Source organism: Pseudoxanthomonas sp. (genome assembly GCF_051953815.1).
Lineage (GTDB): Bacteria > Pseudomonadota > Gammaproteobacteria > Xanthomonadales > Xanthomonadaceae > Pseudoxanthomonas_A.
Map to the genome: position 1 here is coordinate 26,986 of NZ_JBQCIJ010000052.1, position 21,741 is coordinate 48,726.

At 68.1% G+C, this 21,741-nt stretch carries 23 protein-coding genes; 9 read left to right on the top strand and 14 right to left on the bottom strand.

From position 1 onward, the window contains the following. Positions 1-5 precede the first annotated feature (5 nt). The 5 genes from ACTHN1_RS16675 to prmB form a co-directional block, all read right to left on the bottom strand. Positions 6-1,661: a type IV pilus assembly protein FimV gene (locus ACTHN1_RS16675; protein WP_440472056.1), complete on the bottom strand. Its 1,656-nt coding sequence runs from the start codon at positions 1,659-1,661 to the stop codon at positions 6-8. 41 nt (positions 1,662-1,702) lie between these two features. Continuing rightward, on the bottom strand, positions 1,703-2,728 hold the full coding sequence (locus tag ACTHN1_RS16680; RefSeq protein ID WP_440472057.1) for an aspartate-semialdehyde dehydrogenase: 1,026 nt from the start codon (positions 2,726-2,728) through the stop codon (positions 1,703-1,705). Positions 2,729-2,824: 96 nt separating this feature from the next. Next, a complete protein-coding gene (locus tag ACTHN1_RS16685; RefSeq protein WP_440472058.1) occupies positions 2,825-3,859 on the bottom strand; it encodes a 2-hydroxyacid dehydrogenase in 1,035 nt (344 codons plus the stop codon). Beyond that, positions 3,852-4,955 (bottom strand): chorismate synthase, encoded by a 1,104-nt coding sequence (gene aroC, locus ACTHN1_RS16690; protein WP_440472059.1) that lies wholly within the window; start codon positions 4,953-4,955, stop codon positions 3,852-3,854. Before aroC ends, ACTHN1_RS16685 begins: the two co-directional genes overlap by 8 nt. A 113-nt stretch (positions 4,956-5,068) precedes the next feature. After that, positions 5,069-5,998, bottom strand: coding sequence for a 50S ribosomal protein L3 N(5)-glutamine methyltransferase (prmB, locus tag ACTHN1_RS16695; RefSeq protein WP_440472060.1), 930 nt, complete (start codon positions 5,996-5,998; stop codon positions 5,069-5,071). A 126-nt stretch (positions 5,999-6,124) separates the two neighbouring features. Between prmB and ACTHN1_RS16700 the strand changes: the two genes are divergently transcribed. Together ACTHN1_RS16700 and asd are read left to right on the top strand one after the other, a co-directional pair. Then, positions 6,125-6,778 carry an SCO family protein gene (locus ACTHN1_RS16700; protein ID WP_440472061.1) on the top strand — a complete coding sequence of 218 codons (654 nt, stop codon included), beginning with the start codon at positions 6,125-6,127 and terminating at the stop codon, positions 6,776-6,778. After that, the gene (asd, locus tag ACTHN1_RS16705; protein ID WP_440472062.1) at positions 6,775-7,632 is read left to right on the top strand and encodes an archaetidylserine decarboxylase; all 858 of its coding nucleotides are present in this window, start codon (positions 6,775-6,777) and stop codon (positions 7,630-7,632) included. Before ACTHN1_RS16700 ends, asd begins: the two co-directional genes overlap by 4 nt. A gap of 52 nt (positions 7,633-7,684) precedes the next feature. Here asd and ACTHN1_RS16710 read toward each other — a convergent pair whose 3' ends face one another. Genes ACTHN1_RS16710 through ACTHN1_RS16720 form a run of 3 tightly spaced genes read right to left on the bottom strand, consistent with a single transcriptional unit; the run spans position 7,685 to position 11,144 of the window. Beyond that, a complete protein-coding gene (locus tag ACTHN1_RS16710; protein ID WP_440472063.1) occupies positions 7,685-8,860 on the bottom strand; it encodes a site-2 protease family protein in 1,176 nt (391 codons plus the stop codon). Between the two features lie 19 nt (positions 8,861-8,879). Beyond that, entirely contained in the window at positions 8,880-9,524 is a 645-nt protein-coding gene (locus ACTHN1_RS16715) for a lysoplasmalogenase (RefSeq protein ID WP_440472064.1), read from the bottom strand. Positions 9,525-9,569: 45 nt separating this feature from the next. Beyond that, positions 9,570-11,144 carry a transglycosylase SLT domain-containing protein gene (locus ACTHN1_RS16720; RefSeq protein ID WP_440472065.1) on the bottom strand — a complete coding sequence of 525 codons (1,575 nt, stop codon included), beginning with the start codon at positions 11,142-11,144 and terminating at the stop codon, positions 9,570-9,572. A 135-nt stretch (positions 11,145-11,279) separates the two neighbouring features. On the opposite strand from ACTHN1_RS16720, the gene ACTHN1_RS16725 reads away from it, so the two are divergent. The 3 genes from ACTHN1_RS16725 to greB all read left to right on the top strand — a co-directional run bounded on the left by ACTHN1_RS16725 (position 11,280) and on the right by greB (position 13,872). Continuing rightward, entirely contained in the window at positions 11,280-12,782 is a 1,503-nt protein-coding gene (locus ACTHN1_RS16725; protein ID WP_440472066.1) for a helicase HerA-like domain-containing protein, read from the top strand. Positions 12,783-12,824: 42 nt separating this feature from the next. After that, positions 12,825-13,304, top strand: coding sequence for an N-acetyltransferase family protein (locus ACTHN1_RS16730; RefSeq protein WP_440472067.1), 480 nt, complete (start codon positions 12,825-12,827; stop codon positions 13,302-13,304). Between the two features lie 64 nt (positions 13,305-13,368). Next, complete coding sequence (gene greB, locus ACTHN1_RS16735) at positions 13,369-13,872, top strand: transcription elongation factor GreB (RefSeq protein WP_440472068.1); 504 nt, start codon at positions 13,369-13,371, stop codon at positions 13,870-13,872. Here the strand turns inward: greB and ACTHN1_RS16740 are convergent. Together ACTHN1_RS16740 and rimO are read right to left on the bottom strand one after the other, a co-directional pair. Then, the gene (locus tag ACTHN1_RS16740; RefSeq protein ID WP_440472069.1) at positions 13,856-14,695 is read right to left on the bottom strand and encodes a DUF3025 domain-containing protein; all 840 of its coding nucleotides are present in this window, start codon (positions 14,693-14,695) and stop codon (positions 13,856-13,858) included. The two genes, greB and ACTHN1_RS16740, sit on opposite strands and share 17 nt — an antisense overlap. After that, a complete protein-coding gene (rimO, locus tag ACTHN1_RS16745) occupies positions 14,692-16,059 on the bottom strand; it encodes a 30S ribosomal protein S12 methylthiotransferase RimO (protein WP_440472070.1) in 1,368 nt (455 codons plus the stop codon). Before rimO ends, ACTHN1_RS16740 begins: the two co-directional genes overlap by 4 nt. Positions 16,060-16,197: 138 nt before the next feature. On the opposite strand from rimO, the gene ACTHN1_RS16750 reads away from it, so the two are divergent. From ACTHN1_RS16750 to ACTHN1_RS16760, 3 genes are all read left to right on the top strand, one after another. Continuing rightward, positions 16,198-16,854 (top strand): dienelactone hydrolase family protein, encoded by a 657-nt coding sequence (locus ACTHN1_RS16750; protein WP_440257200.1) that lies wholly within the window; start codon positions 16,198-16,200, stop codon positions 16,852-16,854. A gap of 76 nt (positions 16,855-16,930) precedes the next feature. Further along, entirely contained in the window at positions 16,931-17,605 is a 675-nt protein-coding gene (locus ACTHN1_RS16755; protein ID WP_440257198.1) for a dienelactone hydrolase family protein, read from the top strand. Further along, the gene (locus ACTHN1_RS16760; protein WP_440257196.1) at positions 17,602-18,039 is read left to right on the top strand and encodes an HIT domain-containing protein; all 438 of its coding nucleotides are present in this window, start codon (positions 17,602-17,604) and stop codon (positions 18,037-18,039) included. The genes ACTHN1_RS16755 and ACTHN1_RS16760 overlap by 4 nt, the downstream gene beginning before the upstream one ends. A gap of 104 nt (positions 18,040-18,143) precedes the next feature. Here the strand turns inward: ACTHN1_RS16760 and ACTHN1_RS16765 are convergent, their stop codons facing one another. The 4 genes from ACTHN1_RS16765 to apbC form a co-directional block, all read right to left on the bottom strand. Next, positions 18,144-18,635, bottom strand: a complete 492-nt coding sequence (locus tag ACTHN1_RS16765; RefSeq protein ID WP_440257194.1) for a hypothetical protein — start codon at positions 18,633-18,635, stop codon at positions 18,144-18,146. 85 nt (positions 18,636-18,720) lie between these two features. Then, the gene (gene dcd / locus ACTHN1_RS16770) at positions 18,721-19,287 is read right to left on the bottom strand and encodes a dCTP deaminase (protein ID WP_431637992.1); all 567 of its coding nucleotides are present in this window, start codon (positions 19,285-19,287) and stop codon (positions 18,721-18,723) included. Positions 19,288-19,367: 80 nt separating this feature from the next. Beyond that, entirely contained in the window at positions 19,368-19,916 is a 549-nt protein-coding gene (locus ACTHN1_RS16775) for an NADPH-dependent FMN reductase (protein ID WP_440257192.1), read from the bottom strand. Continuing rightward, positions 19,913-21,007 carry an iron-sulfur cluster carrier protein ApbC gene (gene apbC, locus ACTHN1_RS16780; RefSeq protein WP_440257190.1) on the bottom strand — a complete coding sequence of 365 codons (1,095 nt, stop codon included), beginning with the start codon at positions 21,005-21,007 and terminating at the stop codon, positions 19,913-19,915. The genes ACTHN1_RS16775 and apbC overlap by 4 nt, the downstream gene beginning before the upstream one ends. Before the next feature lie 172 nt (positions 21,008-21,179). Between apbC and ACTHN1_RS16785 the strand changes: the two genes are divergently transcribed. Next, complete coding sequence (locus ACTHN1_RS16785; RefSeq protein WP_431637996.1) at positions 21,180-21,626, top strand: DUF2147 domain-containing protein; 447 nt, start codon at positions 21,180-21,182, stop codon at positions 21,624-21,626. Positions 21,627-21,741: the final 115 nt, after the last annotated feature.

Below are 21,741 nucleotides of genomic sequence, written 5' to 3' on the forward strand. Positions count from 1 at the left end.
CCGCATCAGCCGAGATCGCGCAGCAGCTGCAGGGCTTCCTGGCGCGCGGCCTCGTCATGGCCGGCCGCGACTTCGTTCAGCAGATCGCGCGCGGTGACGGTGTCACCCAGATCCAGATACGCGACCGCCAGTTCCAGCCGCTCGCGCCCCGCCGGCGCGGGATTGAGCGGCGCGACGCTGGCGATTGCGTCGGCGGGGGATTCGCCCGAGTGCCAGGTCGGCCGGACCGACGCGGCTTGGACGGGGACCGGCGACGGCGCGGCGGCTTCGGCGACGGGCTCGTCGGCGACGGTGGACGCCGATGCGACGACCGCGGGCGTTTCGAACAGCGGTTTGCGCGACGCCGGTTTGGGCGGAGCGACCCGCTGGCGGCGGCTGGTCAGCAGCCAGGCCAGCGCGCCCACGATCAACAGTCCCCAGCCGACCCAGGCCCACAACGGCGTTCCGGGCGACGCGGTGCCGTTCGACTGCGCCAGGCGCTGCTGCGCCGCAGCCAGATCGCTGTCCTTCATCGCGATTAGTTTGTCCTGCTGCTGCTTCAGCTTTTCCAGTTCGGCGACCTGTGCACGCAGTTCCTGCACCTCCGATTCACGGGCGGCCAGGTCTTCCTGGGTCTGTTGTGCCTGTTGGTTCGCCAGCATGTTGCCCTCGCCACCGGCTTCGACGCCGGATTGTGTTCCTGCACGCGCGGCCGCGCTCGCCAACGGCGGCGCGATCTCCAGGCGGGCTTCGTTCGCGCGCGCCGGCGCATCCGCCGGAGACGACGTCGACGCCGACGCGATCGCCGCCGGCTGCGGAATCGGCCGGCGCGCCTGCCGCCATTCGTCGATCTGGTTGCGCACCAGCGCCGCTGCTTCCGCCTGTCCCAGGCGCGCGATCTCGTCCGACGCCGGGATCCGCAGCACCGCCCCCTGCTTCAGGCGATTGACGTTGCCGCCGATGAAGGCTTCGGGATTGGCGCGCAGCAGCGCGATCATGGTCTGGTCGAGCCCCTGTCCACCGGCGATCCCGCGTGCGATGCCGGACAGGGTCTGGCCACGCGCGACCGTCAGTTGATCGCCCGCCTGCGCGGACCTGCCGGCTGCCGGGGCTGCCGCCGGGGTGGCCGTCGTGGTCGTCCGTCCCGAAACGCCGCCCGCCGTCTCGGCCGGCGGAGAAGGCTCGACCGCCGCGACCGGCTCGGCCGGGCGGGCGATGGTGTCGTCCGGCGCCGCCTGCGGCGCATCGATGACCGGTTGCGCGGCGGCCGCGACGGTACCGGGCGAGTCGACCAGCGCGGAGTACTCGCGCACCAGCCGGCCCTGGCCCCAGTCCACTTCGACCAGGAAGTTCAGCACCGGCACGGTGACCGGCTCCTGCGTCGTCACCCGGATGACGGGCCGACCCGCGTCGTCCAGCGCGACCGCGAAGTCGAGATTGCCGACCAGGCCGGTCGGCCTGGGCAGGCCGACCCGCTCGAAGGTGGTCGGGGATGCGAGCTGGGCGCGCAGCTGCTCCAGTTCGCCCGGCTCGCTGGAGATGATCGGGATCTCGGCCAGCAGCGGCTGTCCGGGCGAGGATTTCACCCGGATCTCGCCCAGTCCCAATGCCAGCGCCGAGCTGCTGATCAACAGCAGCGCCAGCGCGGCCAGGCTGCGCCATCGGTATCCCGCCCTCGGCATCAAGCCGTCCCCTTTGCCACGATGGCGCCGACTATAACGGTTCAACCGTTTTTCGCCACCAGTTCCGCCAACTGCACGGCGTTCAGGGCCGCGCCCTTGCGGATGTTGTCCGAGACGATCCACAGGTTCAGGCCACGCGGGTGCGACAGGTCCTCGCGGATGCGGCCGACGTAGACCGGGTCGGTGCCCGAGGCATGCGTCACCGGGGTCGGGTAGCCGCCGGGGGCCCGGTCGTCCACCACTTCCACGCCCGGCGCGTTCTCCAGCAGCGCGCGCGCCTCGGCCGCGCCCAGCTTGACCCTGGTCTCGACGTTGACCGCCTCGGAATGGCCGTAGAACACCGGCACGCGCACGGCGGTCGGATTCACCTGGATGCTGTCGTCGCCGAGGATCTTGCGGGTCTCCCACACCAGCTTCATCTCCTCCTTGGTGAAGCCGTTGTCGAGGAACTCGTCGATGTGCGGAATCAGGTTGAACGCGATCTGCACCGGGAAGCGCTGCGGATCCGGATCCTGGAAGTTGAGCAGCGCGCCGGTCTGGCGGCCCAGTTCCTCCAGCGCCGAACGGCCACCGCCCGACACCGACTGGTAGGTCGCCACGTTGATGCGCTCGATGCCGGCCTTGCGATGGATCGGCGCCAGCGCGACCAGCATCTGCATGGTCGAGCAGTTGGGGTTGGCGATGATGCCGCGCGGACGATTCTGCACCTGCTCGGGATTGACCTCGCTGACCACCAGCGGCACGTCGTCGTCGTAACGGAAGGCCGAGGAATTGTCGATCACCACCGCGCCAGCGGCGGCGAACTTCGGTGCGTATTCCTTGGAGACGCTGCCGCCGGCCGAGAACAGGGCGATGTCGATGCCGGCCGGATCGAACGTGGCCAGATCCTGGATGGTGATCTTCTGGCCGTTGAACTCGACCTCGCCGCCGGCCGAACGCTCCGAGGCCAGCACGACCAGCTTGCCGATCGGGAAATCGCGCTCGGCGAGGATGGACAGCATGGTTTCGCCCACGGCGCCGGTGGCGCCCACGACGGCGACATTGAAACTGCGGTTCTGATTGCTCATGAATGGAATTCGCGAAAGAGGGATAGGGATGAAGGAAGACAGCGGACAGCAATGGGGGGCTGTGTTCGGGGAACCTCCGGGAAGGCCAGAGGCTCCCTATCGTTTAATCGCGGTGGCTTTGTCGTCGTCACGGCGGACGGCCAGCACGGCCGGGTTGATCGGGGTGGCCGGACGGCCGGCGTCCGGGCCTTCGCCGAGCGCGGCGATGAGATTGTCCACCGCCAGGCTGACCATGGCGCGCCGGGTGGCCAGGCTGGCGCTGGCGATATGCGGCGTCAGCACCACGTTGCGCAGCGCGAGCAGTTCCGGACGGACATCCGGCTCGCCTTCGTATACGTCCAGGCCCGCCGCCGCCAACCGGCCCCGCGCCAGCGCGTCGGCGAGCGCGGCCTCGTCGATCAGGCCGCCACGGGCGATGTTCACCAGGGTGGCGGTCGGCTTCATCTTCGCCAGCGCGGCGGCGTCGATCAGATGATGGACGTCCGGCGAATACGGCAGCACCAGCACAAGATGATCGGCACTGGCCAGCAGCGTGTCGAAATCGACGTATCCGGCGCGGCACTCCCGCTCGATCGCCGCGTCGACGCGATGGCGGTTGTGGTACAGGACGCGCATCCCGAAGCCGGCGGCGCGACGCGCGATGCCCTGGCCGATCCGGCCCATGCCGAGGATGCCCAGGGTGCTGCCGTGCAGATCCGTGCCCAGCATCGTGCTGAACGACCACTGCCGCCATTGGCCCTCGCGCAGCCAGCGCTCGGCCTCGGTGATGCGGCGGGCGGTGGCCATCAGCAGGGCGAAACCGAAGTCGGCGGTGGTCTCGGTCAGCACGTCGGGCGTATTGGTCGCCACGATGCCGGCCGCGTCCAGCGCCGGGATGTCCAGGTTGTTGTAGCCGACGCCGACGTTGGCGATGGCCTTCAGGCGCGGCGCTCCGGCGATCTCGGCGGCGCCGATGCGCTCGTTGAGGGTGACCACGGCGCCGTCCGCGTCGTGCAGGTGGGCGGCGATCTGTTCCGCCGTATAGGCCCGCACCTCGGCGGTGTCGCGCACGTCGAAGTATTCGCCGAGTCGTCCGATGACGTCATCGAACAACGGCTGCGAGACCCAGACGCGGCGACGGGGTTCAGCCATCGGCCTGTCCCGGCACCCGTGGCGGCACATCGCCCACGTCGCCGCACTGCGCGCGATGGCGCAGCGCGTGATCCATCAGCACCAGCGCCATCATCGCCTCGGCGATCGGGGTGGCCCGGATGCCCACGCAGGGATCGTGGCGGCCGGTGGTGATCACCTCCGCCGGCTGGCCGGCCACATCCACCGTGCGGCCCGGCAGGCGCAGGCTGGAAGTGGGCTTGAGCACGATCGAGGCGGTGACCTGTTGACCGGTCGAGATGCCGCCGAGGATGCCGCCGGCATGGTTGGACAGGAAGCCTGCCGGGGTCATCTCGTCGCGGTGCTCGGTGCCCTTCTGGGTGATCGCGGCGAAGCCATCGCCGATCTCCACGCCCTTGACCGCGTTGATGCTCATCAGCGCGGCGGCCAGATCGCCGTCGAGCTTGCCGTAGATCGGCTCGCCCCAGCCCGGCGGCACGCCGTCGGCGACCACGTTGACGCGCGCGCCGATCGAGTCGCCGGACTTGCGCAGCGCGTCCATGTAGCTTTCCAGCGCCGGCACCTGCGCGGCGTGCGGCCAGAAGAAGGGATTGTCCTCGACCACGTTCCAGTCGAAGCCTTCCGGCGTGACCGGACCCAGTTGCGACAGATAACCGCGGACCGTCACGCCATGGCGCTGCGCCAGCCACTTCTTGGCGATCACGCCGGCGGCCACGCGCATGGTCGTCTCGCGCGCGGAGGAACGTCCGCCGCCGCGCGGATCGCGGATGCCGTACTTCTGCCAATAGGTGTAGTCGGCATGGCCGGGACGGAACTGGCTGGCGATGTTGGCGTAGTCCTTGCTGCGCTGATCGGTGTTGCGGATCAGCAGCGCGATGGGCGTGCCGGTGGTCAGGCCTTCGTAGACGCCGCTGAGGATTTCCACCTCGTCGGCTTCGCGCCGCGCCGAGGTGTGCCGGCTCTTGCCGGTGGCGCGACGCTCCAGGTCATGCCGGAACTCCTCCGGCGCGATCGCCAGCCCGGGCGGGCAACCGTCGATCACGCAGCCGATCGCCGGTCCGTGCGATTCGCCGAACGTGGTGACGGTGAGGAGTTTTCCGAAACTGTTGCTGCTCAAGGCGGTGTCTCATGTGGAGCGGAGCCTGCTCCGCTGTTCCGGTAGGCCCGGACGCGTCGCCGAGCGAGCCCGGCGTCAACTGCGGGATGGCGTGGCGCCATCGAAGGCGCGTTTCATTTTCGCGCGTCCGCCAGCGCACGGATGTGCTTGTTGTGCCGGATCAGTTCGGCGCACTCGACCGCGAAAATGCCCATCTGGCCGACCTTGAACTCGATCCAGGCGAACTCGACCTCCGGCAGCAGCTTCATCAGCGCGTGCTCGGATTCGCCGACCTCGCAGATCAGCAGGCCTTCCTGGCTGAGGTGCAGCGGCGCGTCACGCAGGATCTTCAGCACCAGATCCAGGCCGTCGTCGCCGGCACGCAGGCCGAGTTCCGGCTCGAAGGAATACTCCTTGGGCAGGGCGTCGGTCTCGTCGTTGGTGACATAGGGCGGATTGGTGACGATCAGATCGTAGTGGCGCCCGCCCAGCCCGGCGAACAGATCCGACTTCACCAGTTGCACGTTGTCCGCGTGCAGGCGCGCCTTGTTCTCGGCCGCCAGCGCCAGCGCGTCGTCGCTGATGTCGACGCCGTCGACCTGCCACTCCGGGTTGTAGTGCCCCATCGCGATCGCGATGCAGCCCGAACCGGTGCACAGGTCCAGCGCGTGGTTGACCTCGCGCCCGCCCAGCCAGGGCTCGAAACCGGATTCGATCAGCTCGGCGATCGGCGAGCGCGGCACCAGCGCGCGCGCGTCGCTCTTGAAGCTCAGCCCGGCGAACCAGGCCTCACCGGTCAGGTAGGCCACCGGAACGCGCTCTTCCACGCGGCGCTTGAACAGCGCCAGGATTTCCGCCTTCTCGGCGCCGGTCACCCGCGCCTGGCCATAGGCCGGGCCCAGATCGGGCGGCAGATGCAGCGTGTGCAGCACCAGATGGGTCGCCTCATCGAGGGCGTTGTCATAGCTGTGCCCGAAGGTCAGGCCGGCCTCGTTGAAGCGGCTCGCGCCGTAACGGATCAGGTCGATGAGGGTATGCAGTTCTGCGGCTGCGTCGGCAGTCATGGCGTAAAGACGGGGGAAAGGGCCGGTGGGGTCCGGTTCCCGATTATAGGCGTTGCGCCGGTATCATGTCGGGTCCGCCGGCACGGCCCGAAACCGCAGCCACGCCGGCCTTCCCGCGAGACCGCCATGTTCAACAAGAAGTTCGGGATCATCCTGCTGCTGGCGCTGGCCGCCGGCCTGGGCCTGCTGGCCGCGCAGAAGTTCTTCGGCCCCGCCGGCCCCGCCCAGGCCTGGCCGGCGACGCAGGCGGTGACGATGTTCCCGCAGGCGCGCCCGCTGCCCGAATTCTCGCTGCGGCAGTCCGATGGTACGCAATTGGCCTCCGGCGAACTGAAGGGTCATTGGACCCTGGTGTTCCTCGGCTTCACCTTCTGCCCGGACGTCTGCCCGACCACCCTGGCCGAACTGGCCCAGTCGCAGAACCAGTGGCGCGCCCTGCCCGATTCGACCCGCCCGCGGGTGCTGTTCGTGTCGGTGGACCCGGAACGCGACACCCCCAACAAGGTCGGCGAGTACGCGCACGCCTTCCACCCCGACACGCTGGCGGCGACCGCCGACACGCCGACCCTGGAGAACTTCGCCAAGTCGCTGGGGTTCGTCTTCATGAAAGTCCCGGGCAAGGGCTTCGAGCAGAATCCCAACGACTATTCAATGGACCACTCCTCCGCCATCGCCGTGCTGGATCCGCAGGGACGCCTGGCCGGGCTGATCCGCCCGCCGTTCCGCCCGGATGCCATCGCCACCGACATGCAGGCACTGACCGAGGCCGCCGCGCGATGAGTCCGGTCACCGCGCTCACCTACGTCCTGCCGCACCGCCTGCTGTCCTCGCTGGCGCGTCGGTTGGCGTATTCCACCTCGCCGGCCATCAAGCAGTGGCTGATCGACGCGGTGGTGCGTCGCTTCCGGGTGGATCTGTCCGAGGCCGCCGAACCCGACGCGCGCGCCTATCCCAGCTTCAACGCCTTCTTCACCCGCGCGCTGAAGCCCGGCGCGCGCGTGGCCGATCCGGATCCGCGCGCGCTGCTGATGCCGGCCGACGGCCATATCAGCCAATGCGGCCCCATCCAGGAAGGTCGCATCTTCCAGGCCAAGGGCCAGTCGTTCACCGCCGCCGAACTGCTGGGCGACGCCGCCGACGCCGAACCCTTCCGCAACGGTTTGTACGCGACGGTGTACCTGTCGCCGCGTGACTACCACCGGGTCCACATGCCCTGGCACGGCACCCTGCGCGAGACCGTGCACGTACCCGGCCGTCTCTTCAGCGTCGGCACCGACGCCGTCGCCAGCGTGCCGGGCCTGTTCGCCCGCAACGAACGCCTGGTCTGCCATTTCGACACCGACTTCGGACCGATGGTCTCGGTGATGGTCGGCGCGCTGCTGGTGTCGGGCGTGGAGACGGTCTGGAGCGGCGTGGAAATTCCCGCCTACGGCGATCGGATTACCCGCAAGGACTATCGCGGCAAGGGCATCACCCTGGATCGCTTCGAGGAAATGGCGCGCTTCAACTACGGCTCGACGGTGATCGTCCTGCTGCCGCCGGGCGTGGCCGAGCTTGCGCCGGAACTGCACGCCGAATCGCCGGTACGGCTGGGACAGGCGCTGGCGCGGCGGAGCGCGACCGCCGCCGTCTAGGCGCTGGCGATCCCGCCGATGCTTCGATAGCCGCGGTGACGGCGAAAGCGGGTTAGCCGGCAAGTTGCCCGCAGGGTCGGCGGGAGGCCGGTTCGAGCGCGCGGATATGCCGGGCGATCCTGCTTTCGCTTTCGGCGAGTGCGCCATCGGCGGAGGCTTCGGCATGACGCCTTGCGCGCCGCAACGACTCCTCCGCGCCCGCCCATTCTCCCGCAAGCGCGAACTCCAGCGCCGCGAAACGATGCCGCAGATGCGGCGCCAGCCAATCGACGCCCTTTCCGAAGCCGAACGTTCCGAGCGATTCGATCCGTTGCTCATGCATTGCACGGGAAAATGCCAGTTCCAGTCCAAGAAGCGCGAGCAAGGGCTTGTTCGTCCGCTGCTCTCCTTTCGACAATCCGGGCAGCAATTGCGCCTGTCGCCGCTCCAGTTCTTCTACGGTGCTCCACTCTCCCAGATTCTGCGCCGCCTTCACCCGTATCCACACCACGACCAGGGACGCCAGGGCACCTTGCGTATCCAATTCGTCGATCAGCTCGGGTGGCAGCCGATCGGCGGTGGTACCGAACGCCGAAAGCGACATCAGCCGCAGATAGGCCAACGATGGCGACTGCGCATCCGGTGGATGCCGGCCCCAGAAGCAGAGCAGCATTCCATCGCTGGCCGCGCCTCCGAGCATGGGGATGAGATTCACGATGCCCGCCACGCCATTGATCAGGGCGAAAGCATGGATAAATCCCTCCCGCTCCACGTCAACGCCCCAGGCCAGCAACATGGCCAGCAACGCGGCGAGCAGATTCGCGGCCGGACCGCCCAGCACAAATCCCAGCATGGTGGAACGAAGCCCAACCGCGGGATCGGGATAGGCCTGGACAAATCCATGCAGGCCGAGCGCAGGTTTCGCCAGGCGCCAGCGGAATCCACGCCGCTGGAACATGATGTCCAATGGCCCCGCCCACAGGCGCATCAACCGCATGCCCTTCCGATGCGCCGCCAGCGCATGCCCCGACTCGTGGATCAGGACGGTCAGCAGCCAATACAGGACAACCGTGCCCAGCGCGAGCGGCACTTCCGGCAGGAACCAATTTCGCGCGGCCTCTTCCAGCAACGTCATGGCGCCAAGAAAGCCGACAAGCGACAGGCACCAGGCCAGGACGGTCCCGGCCCGAAGCACCCACACCGCCCCACGCGGAATCTCATCCGTACGCCGCTCTTCCCTCTTCCCCATCTCGCTCCCTCCTCGGGATTCAGCGTCGCGGCGCGCCGGAAAACGGCATCGTGGAGCGCCCGATCAACCACTGCGCCATCCAGTAACTCACCAGCACCCACACGCTCGCGAAGGGAATCTTGACGGCGAAGCGATCGACGGCCAGCAGGGCGTCGGATATCACGAAGCAGGCGCCGCCCGCCGCGGCCAGCGCGGTCGCGACGCGCGGGTGTTCACGCCAGACGCACGCCGCCTGCGCGGCCATGCCGGCCAGCGCCGCCACATAGACGACGACGGGAACTTTCAGTTCCGTCGGCAGGTGCGGCCACAGGTATGCCAGCATCGCCGCCGCGATCACGCCATAGGCGAGCACCGGCCAGACGGGACGAAACCAGCCGCCCCGCATCCGCAGCGCCCGCAAGTAACACAAGTGCGCCAGCAGGAAGCTGCCCAGGCCGAATGCGAACCAGTCACCCGGCAGCATCAGGAACACATCGCCCAGCAGCGACAGCAGCAGTCCCGCCAGTACCGCGCGCCGATAGCCGTGCCCGCTCGTGGCCATCCGCCACACCATGGCCGCGATCAGCAGCGTGGTCAGCGGCTTGAACAGATAATGCAGGACACGCAGGCCATCCACTTCGGCGCCGACGATGGCAAGCGCCGCGCTGACGGCGGCGGCGGACAACCAGATTGCATTCCTTCGCATCGTTCGCCGCCCCGGCACTTCAGATCATTTTTTGCAGCTTTCCAACTGGATCGACTGGCCTGGCCGCACGTTGTAGGCAGGCCCCTTGAGGCCGTTCGCGCGCGCCAGTTTCTTCAGATCGCACTGGTAGCGCTGCGAAATGCGGCCCAGGGTGTCGCCCTTGGCGACCCGGTAGTCGCGCGCCTGCTTCGCCTTGGGCTCGGCGGGCTTGGGCTCGCCGGAAGCGACCGTGGTCGGCACGCCGGCCACCGGAGTGACATCGCCCACCGCCACGGTGCCGGTCAGCGGCGTGCGCTTGATCGCGGCGCTGACGTCGGCGCGGACCAGGGTGCGCGCCAGGTCCGCGCGCGGACCGCTGACGCAATAACGGTTGTACAGGCCGGCGATGCGGGTGTTGGCCTTGAGCGTGGTGCCGGCCGGAATCCAGGCTTCGGCCTCGTAGCGCGGATTGAGGTTGCGCAGCACGCGCATGAAACCCTCGCGGGTGCCGCCGTTGCCCAGGCAGATGGTCAGCTCGTAGATCGAACTGTCGCGCGCCAGCCTCAGCGGGGCCGGATGCACGTCCACCTTCGGAAACTCCAGGCCGTACTGTTTGGGGTGCAGGAACAGCCACGCCGCCGCGATCACCATCGGCACATAGTCGCGGGTCTCGCCCGGGAACTGGCTGTACACCACTTCGTCCCAGAAGCTGCGGCCGGGATACTGCCGGTACACGCGCGCCGCGCGTCCTTCTCCGCCGTTGTAGGCGGCCAGCGCGAACTCGATGTTGTTGTTGAGTTCGCGCATGCGCTCGTTCATATAGGCGGCGCTGGCCTCGCCGGCGAAAGCCGGGTCGTAGCGGGTGTCGAAACCGGTGCCGTCCGGCCCCAGCCCGAAACGCTTGCCGGTGGCGTACATGAACTGCAACGGGCCGGCCGCGCCGGCGCGCGAGGTGGCGTGCACGCGGCCGTTGGATTCCTTGGCCATGATGCCGAACAGCAGGGCTTCCGGCAGTTTGCTGCGCTCCCAGTCCGGATACATTTCAGCGCGCATGTTCTGGTAGTTCTCGTAGCTGGTGATCAGCGCGCCGCGCATGTCGGTCAGCCAGCGGCGGATGCCGGCCTGCACGGCCGGGTTGTACTCGACCATCTTGTCGAATGCGTGGCGCTGGTCGTTGAGCAGCGATGCGGCGCGCTGGGCTTCCGGGATGGCCTGGGCGAGCGCCGAATGATCGCTGCCGTCATCGAGGGGATCGACGCTGGTGGTTTCCTCCTCGGCCTCGCCGCCACCGTCGGAGGCATCCTTGAGCAGGCGCTTGTAGGTGGTCAGCAGGGTATGGGTCTGGCAGCCGCGCTGCTTGATGCAGGCGTCCAGCACGTCCTCCATGTCCTCCAGCGCGGCATCGGTCTCGGTGGTGCCCTTGGGATCGCTGTTGGCCACCAGCACCAGGCCGTCGCGGTAGCGTTTCTCGGCGGCGGCCATGCGCGCGTTCAACACGTCGATGGCGGCCCTGTCCTTGGCGGACACGCGCTGGGCCTGGGCGGCGGGGGCCAGCAGCAGGGCCGGCAGGAGGACGGCCAGGCACGACCAGGCACGCAGGGGGAATTTCGGCTGGGACATCGACACTTGCAAAGGAAAACGGTCGCCGCAGGGTAGCGGCGCCCGGATCCCGGGGCAAGCCGAGCACCGTTCCGGCGTTACGCCCGCGGACATGCGGGATCGCTAGAATCAGCCGACCAGACTGCGAGGCACCTCATGGATCCGATTCTGTTGGGCAAAGGCACCACCGACGACATCCCCGTCACCCTGCTGCCGAAATTCGGCAACCGTCACGGTCTGGTGGCTGGCGCCACCGGCACCGGCAAGACCGTCACCCTCATGACCCTGGCCGAAGGCTTCTCGCGGCTGGGCGTGCCGGTGTTCCTGGCCGACGTGAAGGGCGATGTCGCGGGGCTGGCGGTGGCCGGCGACGGCAACGAGAAGGTGCTCCAGCGCGCCCGCGACATCGGCATCGCCGACTACGCGCCCGGCGCGAGCCCGGTGGTGTTCTGGGATCTGTACGGCAAGCTTGGCCATCCGGTACGAACCACGGTCAGCGAGATGGGCCCCACCCTGCTCTCGCGCATCCTGGAACTCAACGACACCCAGGCCGGCGTGCTCGACATCGTGTTCAAGCTGGCCGACGACCGCGGGCTGCTGCTGCTGGATCTGGAGGATCTGCGCGCCCTGCTCGGCCTGGTCGCCGACGAGCGCAAGGACATCTCGACCAGCTACGGCCTGGTCAGCACGCAGTCGGTCGGCGCCATCCAGCGCGCGTTGCTGCGGCTGGAGCAGGAGGGCGGCGAGATGTTCTTCGGCGAGCCGGCGCTAGAGTTGCCGGATCTGATGCGCACCCACCTGGATGGCCGCGGCGTGGTCAACATCCTGGCCGCGGATCAGCTGATCCTCAAACCGCGCCTGTACTCCAGCTTCCTGCTGTGGCTGTTGTCGGAACTGTTCGAGACCCTGCCGGAAGTGGGCGATCTGGACAAGCCGAAACTGGTGTTCGTGTTCGACGAGGCGCACCTGCTGTTCGACGATGCCCCGCCCGCGCTCAAGCAGCGCATCGAACAGGTCGTGCGGCTGATCCGTTCCAAGGGCGTCGGCGTGTACTTCTGCTCGCAGTTCCCCGACGACGTGCCCGACAACATCCTGGGCCAGTTGGGCAACCGCGTGCAGCACGCGCTGCGCGCGTTCACCCCGCGTGATCAGAAGGCGGTGAAGACGGCCGCGCAGACGTTCGTCCCCAATCCCAAGCTGGACGTGGCCGAGGCGATTTCGCGGCTGGGCACCGGCGAGGCGCTGGTCTCGACGCTGCAGGACAAAGGCGTGCCCTCGCCCGTGCAGCAGACCCTGGTGTCGCCGCCGCGTTGCCGGATGGGCGCCATCAACGACGCCGAACGCGCGCAGGTCCGCGCCGGCAGCCCGGTCGGCGCCAAGTACGACAACCGCATCGACCGCGAATCGGCGGCGGAAATGCTGGCCAGGCGCGCCGACGCCGCCATGCAGACCGCCAACGCGCCGGCCGCAAAATCCGAGAAGGAAGATCCCGACGCCGGCGGCTTTGGCCAGGCGGTCAAGGATGCGGTGTTCGGCACCAAACGCCGCCAAGGCATGATCGAGACCATGGCCAAGCAGACCACCCGCACCATCGGCACCAAGCTGGGCAACCAGATCGTGCGCGGCATCCTGGGCAGTATCTTCGGCGGGCGCCGCTGACGCGGCGGCCGAGGGCAGCGCGGCCGCGAGGCGAGACGGAGCATGCGGATCAGACAGGCCGAACCTTCCGAAATCGAAGCGTTGGCGCGCCTGTGGCACGACGGCTGGCAGGACGCCCACGCGGCCATCCTGCCGCCGGCACTGGCGCGTCACCGGACCCTGGCCAGTTTCGCCGAACGCCTCGCGGATGGCCTGCCCCGGGTGCGCACGATCGGCGCCATCGGCCAGCCGCTCGGTTTCGCCATGATCAAGGGCGACGAGATGTACCAGCTGTACGTGGGCGCCGCCGCGCGTGGCAGCGGCGTGGCGGCCATGCTGTTGGCCGACGCCGAAGCGCGCCAGGCCCGGGCCGGCGTCTCCCGCGCCTGGCTGGCCTGCGCCATCGGCAATGAGCGTGCCGCGCGCTTCTACACCCGCCAGGGCTGGACGCTTGCGGGCAACATGATCAACCGTCTCGACACGCCGGCCGGCATCTTCGATCTCGAAGTGTGGCGCTACGAGAAGACCCTGGCGCGCGCTTGATTCCACTGCCGCCGCCCTGATCTATCCTGTTCCGCAAAGTACTCCGCAAGGCTTTCCTGTCCGCATGTCCCGCTGGCGTCCCCCTGCCGAAAAGAGCACCGCCCTGATCACCCGCGAAGGCCACGATCGCCTGAAGGCGGAACTGGACGAGCTGTGGCGCGTCCGGCGCCCGGAAGTGGTCAAGGCGCTGGCCGCCGCCGCCGCGGAAGGCGATCGCTCGGAGAACGCCGAGTACACCTACCGCAAGAAACAGCTGGGCGAGATCGATCGCCGCGTGCGTTACCTGAGCAAACGACTGGAGGCCCTGCGCGTGGTCGAGGGCGCGCCTTCGGATCCGGAGGCGGTGTTCTTCGGCGCCTGGGTGGAGGTGGAGAACATCGCCAGCGGAGAGACTTCGCGCTACCGCATCGTCGGTCCCGACGAAACCGATGCGCCGCGCGGCTGGATCAGCATCGATTCGCCGCTGGCGCGGGCGATGCTGAAGAAGCGCATCGACGACGAATTCCCGGTGGAACTGCCGGGCGGCCCCGCCCGCTTCGCGGTGGTGGACGTCAGCTACGCGAACTGACCAGCGGCGGCGGATAGCGCCGACCTTCCCGCAACGGACGGAAGTAATCGGCCTGCGTGTAGAAACCGGCATCCTGGTGCGGATGCCAGCCCGGAACGCCGGCCAATGGCAATGGACGCAGTTCCAGCGGGTCAGCCAGGACCTCTCCCGCCTCGATGGCCTCGGTGACGCGCGCCAGGGCGTCCTCCCCGGTTTCGGCTCGGACCACCAGGCATTTGCCCACCAGCCGCCGCCCCGGCAACAGCGCCTGCTCCATCAGTGCGTGGCCTACCACCGCGGCAATGGCGAGGTCGCCGCGCCGCCAACCCTCGATCCGGCCGCGGAACAGGCCCGACCAGTCATGGCGATCCCACGCGTCGAGCAGCGCGGCGTCGCGCACCCGCACGATCACGCCGGTTTCGTCGAACTGGGTAAGCGCTTCCTGCGCGCGGTTGCGCCGATGGGGACCGTTGCGCGCGATGTGCAGGCATTGGCGCGCATTGAGCGCCGCCTTGATGGCCGGGTAGCGTCCCCAGACCAATGCGTTGAACAGATCGTGCCAGTTACCGGCGCGGGTGGCGATGCGGCCCTGCGCGACCCGCGACTCGTAATGCAGCCCGTCGGCGGCCAGCGCCTGGTCCTGGTCGATGAAGCGTCGTCCGGCCAGTGGCAGTCGCGCATTGAGCACGTCGACATCCGGCCAGCGGGCCGAAACGATCAGATCGCGATAGGCCGACAGGCCTTCAAACAGCGGATGCGCGAATCCGCTGGCGGTCGGGTAACCGCGCGGGGGCGCGACAAACCGGCGACGTTCCGCGCCCGCGGCCGCCGCCGTTCCGGTCACAGCACCTTGAGGTCGATCGGCGCGGCGTCCGCTTTGACGACGGCATCGCCGAACAGGTCATGTTCGTCGCTGTCGGTGATCTCCACGTCGACGAAATCGCCTACGCGCAGGCCGGCTTCCTCGGCGTTCTGGATATGCACCAGACCGTCGATTTCCGGCGCATCGGCCGACGAGCGCGCGACCGCGATGCCGTCTTCCAGCAGATCCACCAGGCAACGCTGCACGCTGCCGATCTTCGCTTCCAGGCGCGCGGCGGAGATGGCCGCCTGCCGTTCCATGAAACGGGCCAGGCGTTCCTGCTTCACTTCCTCCGGCACCGGATCCGGCAGCGCGTTGGCGGCCGCGCCGTCGACCGGCGAATAGGCGAACGCGCCCACGCGATCCAGCTGCGCCTCGTCGAGGAAATCCAGCAGCGACTCGAATTCGGCCTCGGTCTCGCCGGGGAAGCCGACGATGAAGGTCGAGCGCAGGGTCAGTTCCGGGCACATCGCCCGCCAGCGCTGCACCCGCTCCAGGGTCTTGTCGACCGCGCCGGGACGCTTCATCAGCTTGAGGATGCGCGGGCTGGCGTGCTGGAACGGAATGTCCAGATACGGCAGCACCTTGCCTTCGGCCATCAGCGGAATGACGTCGTCCACGTGCGGATACGGATAAACGTAGTGCAGGCGCGTCCACGCCCCGAGCGAGGACAACCCCTCGCACAGCGCCTTCATGCGGGTGGCGTAGGTCTTGCCGCCCCATTCGCGCTCGGCGTACTTCAGGTCGACGCCGTAGGCCGAGGTGTCCTGCGACACCACCAGCAGTTCCTTCACCCCGCCCCGGACCAGGCACTCCGCCTCGCGCAGCACGTCGTCGACCGGACGCGACACCAGATCGCCACGCATGGACGGGATGATGCAGAAGCTGCAGCGGTGATTGCAGCCTTCGGAGATCTTCAGATACGCGTAGTGCTTGGGCGTGAGCTTGATGCCCGTGTCGGGCACCAGGTCCAGGAACTTGTTGCGCGCCGGCGGCAGCGCCGTGTGCACCGCGCTCATCACGCTGGCGTAGTCCTGCGGGCCGCTGATCGACAGCACGTCCGGGTAGGCCTCGCGGATCAATTCCTCGCGCTTGCCCAGGCAACCGGTGACGATCACCTTGCCGTTCTCGTGCAGCGCCTCGCCGATGGCGTCCAGCGACTCCTGCACCGCCGCGTCGATGAAACCGCAGGTGTTCACCACCACCGCGTCGGCCGCGTCGTAGCTGGGCACGATCTCGTAACCCTCCACCTTGAGCTGGGTGAGGATGCGCTCGGAATCGACCAGCGCCTTGGGGCAGCCGAGGCTGACGAAGCCGATCTTCTGGGAGGTAGGTTGGGCGGACATGACAGTTACCGGATGAGGCAGCCCAACATTGTACCGCGGCGCCCAGCCGCACGCGTCCGGACCCTAGTTCACCACGCATGCCTGACACGGCAGGTATTACCCTGTCGCGCCTTTCCCCATCCCATCAAAGGAGTGCCCATGGGCCAGATGATCGAACTCTCCAGCACCACGCCGATCGGCGCCTACCTCACCGAGCCCGCCAGCTCGCCCCGCGGCGGTGTCGTGGTCGTGCAGGAAATCTTCGGCGTGAACGCGCACATCCGCGACATCGCCGACCGCCTCGCCGCTGCCGGCTACGTGGCGATCGCCCCGGCGCTGTTCGACTCGGCGAAGCCGGGTGTGGAGCTGGACTACGACGCCGAGGGCATGCGCGAAGGCGTGGCGCTGAAGGCGCAGGTGAGCCTGGAGCGCGCGCTGCAGGACGTGGCCGCCGCGGCCAAACGCGTAGCCAGGGCCGGCAGGGTCGGCACCGTCGGTTTTTGCTGGGGCGGCACGATCGCCTATGCAGCCGCCATCGAGCTCGGCGTGCCCGGCGTGAGCTATTACGGCGGCGGCAACACGCAGCTGGTCGGCAAGCCAGCCGCGGCGCCGCTGATGTTCCACTACGGCCTGAAGGACACCCACATCACCGCCGCCGACCGCGCGGCAGTCGCGTCGGCCAACCCGGGCGCGCCGCTGTACGAGTACGAGGCGGACCACGGCTTCAACTGCGACTGCCGCGACAGCTACGACGCAGCCAGCGCGGCCATGGCGTGGCAGCGCACGCTGGCTTTTCTTGCCGAACACCTCGGCTGATCCAGCCCGAGCGTTCGGCTCCGCAGCAGCAGGCGGACTAGACTTCCCGTTTCGCGAACTTCCCGGGGGCGAGCTCATGGGCCAGTCGATCAGCCTCAACACCACCCGCCTGCACTGCATCGGCGCCTATCTCGCGCGGCCGGCTGGCCCGCCGCGCGGCGGCGTCGTCGTGGTGCAGGAGATCTTCGGCGTGAACGCGCACATCCGCGCCGTCACCGACCGATTCGCCGAGGCCGGCTACACCGCGATCGCGCCGTGCTTCTTCGACCACGTCGAGAACGGCGTGGAGCTGGGCTACGACGAGGCCGGCTTCGCCCGCGGCCGTACGCTGGTGGCCGAGGTCGGCATCGAGCTGGCGGTGGACGACGTAGCCAGCGCCGCCGAAGCGATCGCCTCGGCCGGGCGTATCGGCGTGGTCGGTTTCTGCTGGGGTGGCACGGTCGCGCTGCGCGCGGCGCAGCGGCTGGGCCTGCCGGCGGTGAGCTACTACGGCGCGCGCAATCCGGCCTATCTGGACGAGACGCCGAAGGCACCCGTAATGTTCCACTTCGGCGAGCGCGATACCTCGATCCCACCGGAGACGGTGCAACAGCACCGCGAGAAGCTGCCGCAGATGCCGGTGTACACCTATCCGGCCGGGCACGCCTTCAACCGCGACGTGGACCCGCACACCTACGATGCCCCTAGCGCGGCGCTGGCCTGGCGGCGCACGCTGGACTTCTTCGCGCGTGAACTGGGGAGCCCGGCATGACGGCGGAGTTCGCACTGGATGCTCGCCTGGCGGCCGACTCGGTGCCGGTAATCGACCTGCCGCTGTGCAGCGCGCGGCTGATGAACGACGCGCGCTTCGCCTGGGTGCTGCTGGTGCCGCGCCGTGCCGGCATGAGCGAGCTCCACGATCTGGATGAAGCGGATCAGGAGCAACTCTGGCGGGAGATCCGCTCCGTCACGCAAGCGCTTCGCGCGGTGGCGCCGTGCGACAAGCTCAATATCGGGGCACTGGGCAACATCGTTCGCCAGCTGCACGTCCACGTGGTGGCGCGCGTGGTGGGCGATGCCGCCTGGCCTGGGCCGGTGTGGGGCAGCGGCGTGGCCAGCCCCTGCGAGGAATTATTCTTGGCCAGTAAGTCCGCTGCTTTGTGCGACGCTTTGGCCAAGACGTTCCCCATAAAGCAGGCGACCTAGAACTGGCTGCTTACCTGTTGATCACAGACGCTGCAGCACCCCGAAATAGTAGCCTCAAAAACTTCAAATCATGGGACAACATCGCCAGCCCCCCCACGTAGGGCCTAGCGCCCCTCCGGCGGCTCATATCCGCCTGATGCATCTTTGTTCTTGATCGCATCATTCATCCTCACAGGACCACGGTACTCCTCGAGGGTACGCGCCTTCGTTTCTTCAGGATTGATCTGCTTGAGCTGGCCCTTGTCGTCGTAATAGGCGACGAACCCATAGTCCAACTGCATGCGCGCCAGATACTGCAGATGCTGTTTGCGAACCTTGTAGTCGTCGCTAGGCACTAACAAGACCGTCTTGGGTAGCTTCCCGGCATCTTTCAGGTATGCAAAATGGCTTCCAGCATCAAGCGCCGACAGTACGGCCCCGTCGACCACAAACTGTCCGCCCTTGTAGGCCTTAATCACGGCATCGAAATGCTGCTGCGCCTGCATCGCCGCCACTTCCGCCTTGGTATCGCCGCGATGGCAGCCGGTAAGGACCAGCGCGCTGGCCAGCAACGAGGCGGCAACCAGCCGTCCGGCGAGGGTGGAAAGACGGATCATGCGGATCTCCTGCAGGGTATGCGTGACAGCGGACGAGTGTAGCGCCGTCGGGTGTGGATGGCGTCGAGGGTGGGCGATGGGGTATTCAGGTGCGCGGCAGGGTGACGCCCTGCTGGCCCTGGTACTTGCCGCCGCGGTCCTTGTAGCTGGTCTCGCACTCTTCGTCGGACTCGAAGAACAGCATCTGCGCCACGCCCTCGTTGGCGTAGATGCGCGCCGGCAGCGGCGTTGTGTTGGAGAACTCCAGCGTGACGTGGCCTTCCCACTCCGGCTCCAGCGGTGTCACGTTGACGATGATGCCGCAGCGCGCGTAGGTGCTCTTGCCCAGGCACACGGTGAGCACCGAGCGCGGGATGCGGAAGTACTCCACTGTGCGCGCCAGCGCGAAAGAGTTGGGCGGGATGATGCACACGTCCGCCTCCACGTCGACGAAGCTGGTGGGATCGAACGCCTTCGGGTCGACGATGGTGGAATTGATGTTGGTGAAGATCTTGAACTCGCGCGCGCAGCGCACGTCGTAGCCGTAGCTGGAAGTGCCGTAGGAGATCAGCTTCTGATCGTCGCGCACCTTCACCTGGCCCGGCTCGAACGGCTCGATCATGCCGTGCTGCTCGGCCATCCGGCGGATCCACTTGTCGGGTTTGATGCTCACGCGCGCTCCGGTCGTCAAAGGGGCGGCGCAGCCACCGTCGGCCGCCGCCAAGTGCGAAAAAATAGCACGGGGACGGCCTCTCAGGCTTGCGCCAGCGCCCGGTCCAGGCGGGCCAGCAGCGCGCACAACGCCTCGCGCAGGGCCGGCTGATCGACGATCCACGCCGCCTCGCAGCCGACGCCCGGCAGCGGCACCGTGTCGGAAACGTCGTCCAGCACGGTCGCCGACATGGTGCGCAGGATCTCGACCAGCGCCTCCTGCGCGTGATGCGAGCCGCGCCCCGAGGCGTTGATCAGTGCTACCGGCTTGCCGGGGAACTCCAGGCCGCCGACCAGCCAATCCAGCGCGTTCTTGAACGCGCCCGGCACGCCGTGGGCGTATTCCGGACAGGCAATCAGCAGCGCATCGCTGGTGCCGACCGCCTCGCGCAACGCGGCCACCGGGGCGGGCAGCGGATCGCGCTCGTCGTCCGGGTTGAACCAGGGCAACGCCGCCAGGCCGTCATGCAGCACCAGCTCCAGCGACGGCGGCGCCAACACGCGCGCCGCTTCCAGCACGGCCGTATTGGCCGACACGCGCCGCAGGCTGCCGGACAGGCACAGCACCCGGCGACGCGCTGGCACCGTCATGCGGTCGGCGCGCCCTGCACCACCACCTTGCCCAGGCCCAGCGCCTTGTTGCGCGGCTGGAGCGACAACCGCCCCGCGGCGTTGCGGGCGATCTCGCGGTAGCGCGCGGCCAGGTCGGACTCGGGCATCGCCACCACGGTCGGGTTGCCGCCGTCGGCCTGCTCGCGGATGCGGATGTCCAGCGGCAGCGAGCCTAGATAGGCCACGCCGTACTGCTCGGCCATGCGCTGGCCGCCGCCCTCGCCGAAGATGTGCTCCTCGTGCCCGCAGTTCGAGCACACGTGGGTGGCCATGTTCTCCACCACGCCCAGCACCGGCACCTCGACCTTCTCGAACATCTTCAGCGCCTTGCGCGCATCGAGCAGGGCGATGTCCTGTGGCGTGGTGACGATCACCGCGCCGGCGACCGGCACCTTCTGCGACAGCGTGAGCTGGATGTCGCCGGTGCCCGGCGGCAGATCGACCACGAGGTAATCCAGCGCCTCCCAACGCGAATCGTTGAGCAACTGCATCATCGCCTGGGTGACCATCGGACCGCGCCAGATCATCGGGGTTTCCTCGTCCACCAGGAAACCGATCGACATCGCCTGCAGGCCGTGCGCCTGCATCGGGATGATCGACTTGCCGTCCGGCGACTGCGGCTTGCCGCTGATGCCGAGCATGCGCGGCTGGCTGGGGCCGTAGATGTCGGCATCGAGAATGCCCACCTTGGCGCCCTCGGCAGCCAGCGCCAGCGCCAGGTTCACCGACAGGGTGGACTTGCCCACGCCGCCCTTGCCCGAAGCCACCACGATGACGTTCTTCACGTTCGGCAGCGGCGCCAGCTGGCCCTGCACCTTGTGCACCTGCGCGCGGCTGATCACCGAGACGGCTGCCGCGGCGATCGCCGGGTCGGCCTGCAGCGCATCGCGCGCCTGAGTGGCCAGCGTATCGGCGGCGGTCGCCGCGGGATAGGCCAGCTGCAGGTCGACCGATACGCGATCGCCGTCCACGCCGATGGCGCGCACGGCATCGGCCAGCGGCGCGCCGGTGTGGGGGTCGATGAGGTCGCCGAGGATGCGGCGTACCAGGGCTTCATTCGCCTGGGTCATGGGGGGCATGTCTTGAGGGGAGAGACCGTCGATTATGCCAGCCCCCGACACGCACCCGGCTGCGCCAGATCAGGGCGCACCGAGGCCAGGTGAGGTCTTGCGCATTGCAGCTTGACCCGCTTCGGGGGCCTCGGCACGCTCGCCCCATACGCTTTCGTACGGGAGGACCACCATGACGCTGCTATCCCGCTTCACCCTCGCCACCGGCCTGCTGCTGATCGCCGGCTCCGCCTTCGCCGCCACCGATACACCGGTCGGCACCTGGAAGACCATCGACGACAAGACCCACCAGCCGAAGTCGATCGTCGAGATCACCGACAACAACGGCGAGCTGCAGGCCAAGGTGGTCAAGGTGCTCAACTCCGACGAGGGCCCGAACCCGATTTGCAAGGAGTGCGACGGCGCGCGCAAGAATCAGCCGATCGAGGGCATGACCATCATGTGGGGCGTCACCAAGGATGACGACGTGTGGGATGGCGGCAAGATCCTCGACCCGAAGAACGGCAAGGAATACAAGGTCAAGCTCACGTTGACCGACGGCGGCCAGAAGCTCGACGTGCACGGCTACATCGGCTTTGCCCTGCTCGGCCGTTCGCAGGTGTGGGAACGCCAGCCGTAAAGGCGCCATCTCCGCGCTCGCCTGAAAGCCCGCCCATCGGCGGGCTTTTTCGTGCCACCGACACACCGTGCAGGGCCGGTCGATTTGGACGTCCATGCCATAATGCGCGGCCACT

Excerpts from the sequence above, each read along its gene's own strand:
- ACTHN1_RS16675 (WP_440472056.1), bottom strand. The coding sequence starts at position 1,661 with ATGCCGAGGGCGGGATACCGATGGCGCAGCCTGGCCGCGCTGGCGCTG.
- ACTHN1_RS16680 (WP_440472057.1), bottom strand. The coding sequence starts at position 2,728 with ATGAGCAATCAGAACCGCAGTTTCAATGTCGCCGTCGTGGGCGCCACC.
- ACTHN1_RS16685 (WP_440472058.1), bottom strand. The coding sequence starts at position 3,859 with ATGGCTGAACCCCGTCGCCGCGTCTGGGTCTCGCAGCCGTTGTTCGAT.
- prmB (WP_440472060.1), bottom strand. The coding sequence starts at position 5,998 with ATGACTGCCGACGCAGCCGCAGAACTGCATACCCTCATCGACCTGATC.
- ACTHN1_RS16700 (WP_440472061.1), top strand. The coding sequence starts at position 6,125 with ATGTTCAACAAGAAGTTCGGGATCATCCTGCTGCTGGCGCTGGCCGCC.
- asd (WP_440472062.1), top strand. The coding sequence starts at position 6,775 with ATGAGTCCGGTCACCGCGCTCACCTACGTCCTGCCGCACCGCCTGCTG.
- ACTHN1_RS16710 (WP_440472063.1), bottom strand. The coding sequence starts at position 8,860 with ATGGGGAAGAGGGAAGAGCGGCGTACGGATGAGATTCCGCGTGGGGCG.
- ACTHN1_RS16720 (WP_440472065.1), bottom strand. The coding sequence starts at position 11,144 with ATGTCCCAGCCGAAATTCCCCCTGCGTGCCTGGTCGTGCCTGGCCGTC.
- ACTHN1_RS16725 (WP_440472066.1), top strand. The coding sequence starts at position 11,280 with ATGGATCCGATTCTGTTGGGCAAAGGCACCACCGACGACATCCCCGTC.
- ACTHN1_RS16730 (WP_440472067.1), top strand. The coding sequence starts at position 12,825 with ATGCGGATCAGACAGGCCGAACCTTCCGAAATCGAAGCGTTGGCGCGC.
- greB (WP_440472068.1), top strand. The coding sequence starts at position 13,369 with ATGTCCCGCTGGCGTCCCCCTGCCGAAAAGAGCACCGCCCTGATCACC.
- rimO (WP_440472070.1), bottom strand. The coding sequence starts at position 16,059 with ATGTCCGCCCAACCTACCTCCCAGAAGATCGGCTTCGTCAGCCTCGGC.
- ACTHN1_RS16750 (WP_440257200.1), top strand. The coding sequence starts at position 16,198 with ATGGGCCAGATGATCGAACTCTCCAGCACCACGCCGATCGGCGCCTAC.
- ACTHN1_RS16755 (WP_440257198.1), top strand. The coding sequence starts at position 16,931 with ATGGGCCAGTCGATCAGCCTCAACACCACCCGCCTGCACTGCATCGGC.
- ACTHN1_RS16760 (WP_440257196.1), top strand. The coding sequence starts at position 17,602 with ATGACGGCGGAGTTCGCACTGGATGCTCGCCTGGCGGCCGACTCGGTG.
- ACTHN1_RS16765 (WP_440257194.1), bottom strand. The coding sequence starts at position 18,635 with ATGATCCGTCTTTCCACCCTCGCCGGACGGCTGGTTGCCGCCTCGTTG.
- ACTHN1_RS16775 (WP_440257192.1), bottom strand. The coding sequence starts at position 19,916 with ATGACGGTGCCAGCGCGTCGCCGGGTGCTGTGCCTGTCCGGCAGCCTG.
- apbC (WP_440257190.1), bottom strand. The coding sequence starts at position 21,007 with ATGACCCAGGCGAATGAAGCCCTGGTACGCCGCATCCTCGGCGACCTC.
- ACTHN1_RS16785 (WP_431637996.1), top strand. The coding sequence starts at position 21,180 with ATGACGCTGCTATCCCGCTTCACCCTCGCCACCGGCCTGCTGCTGATC.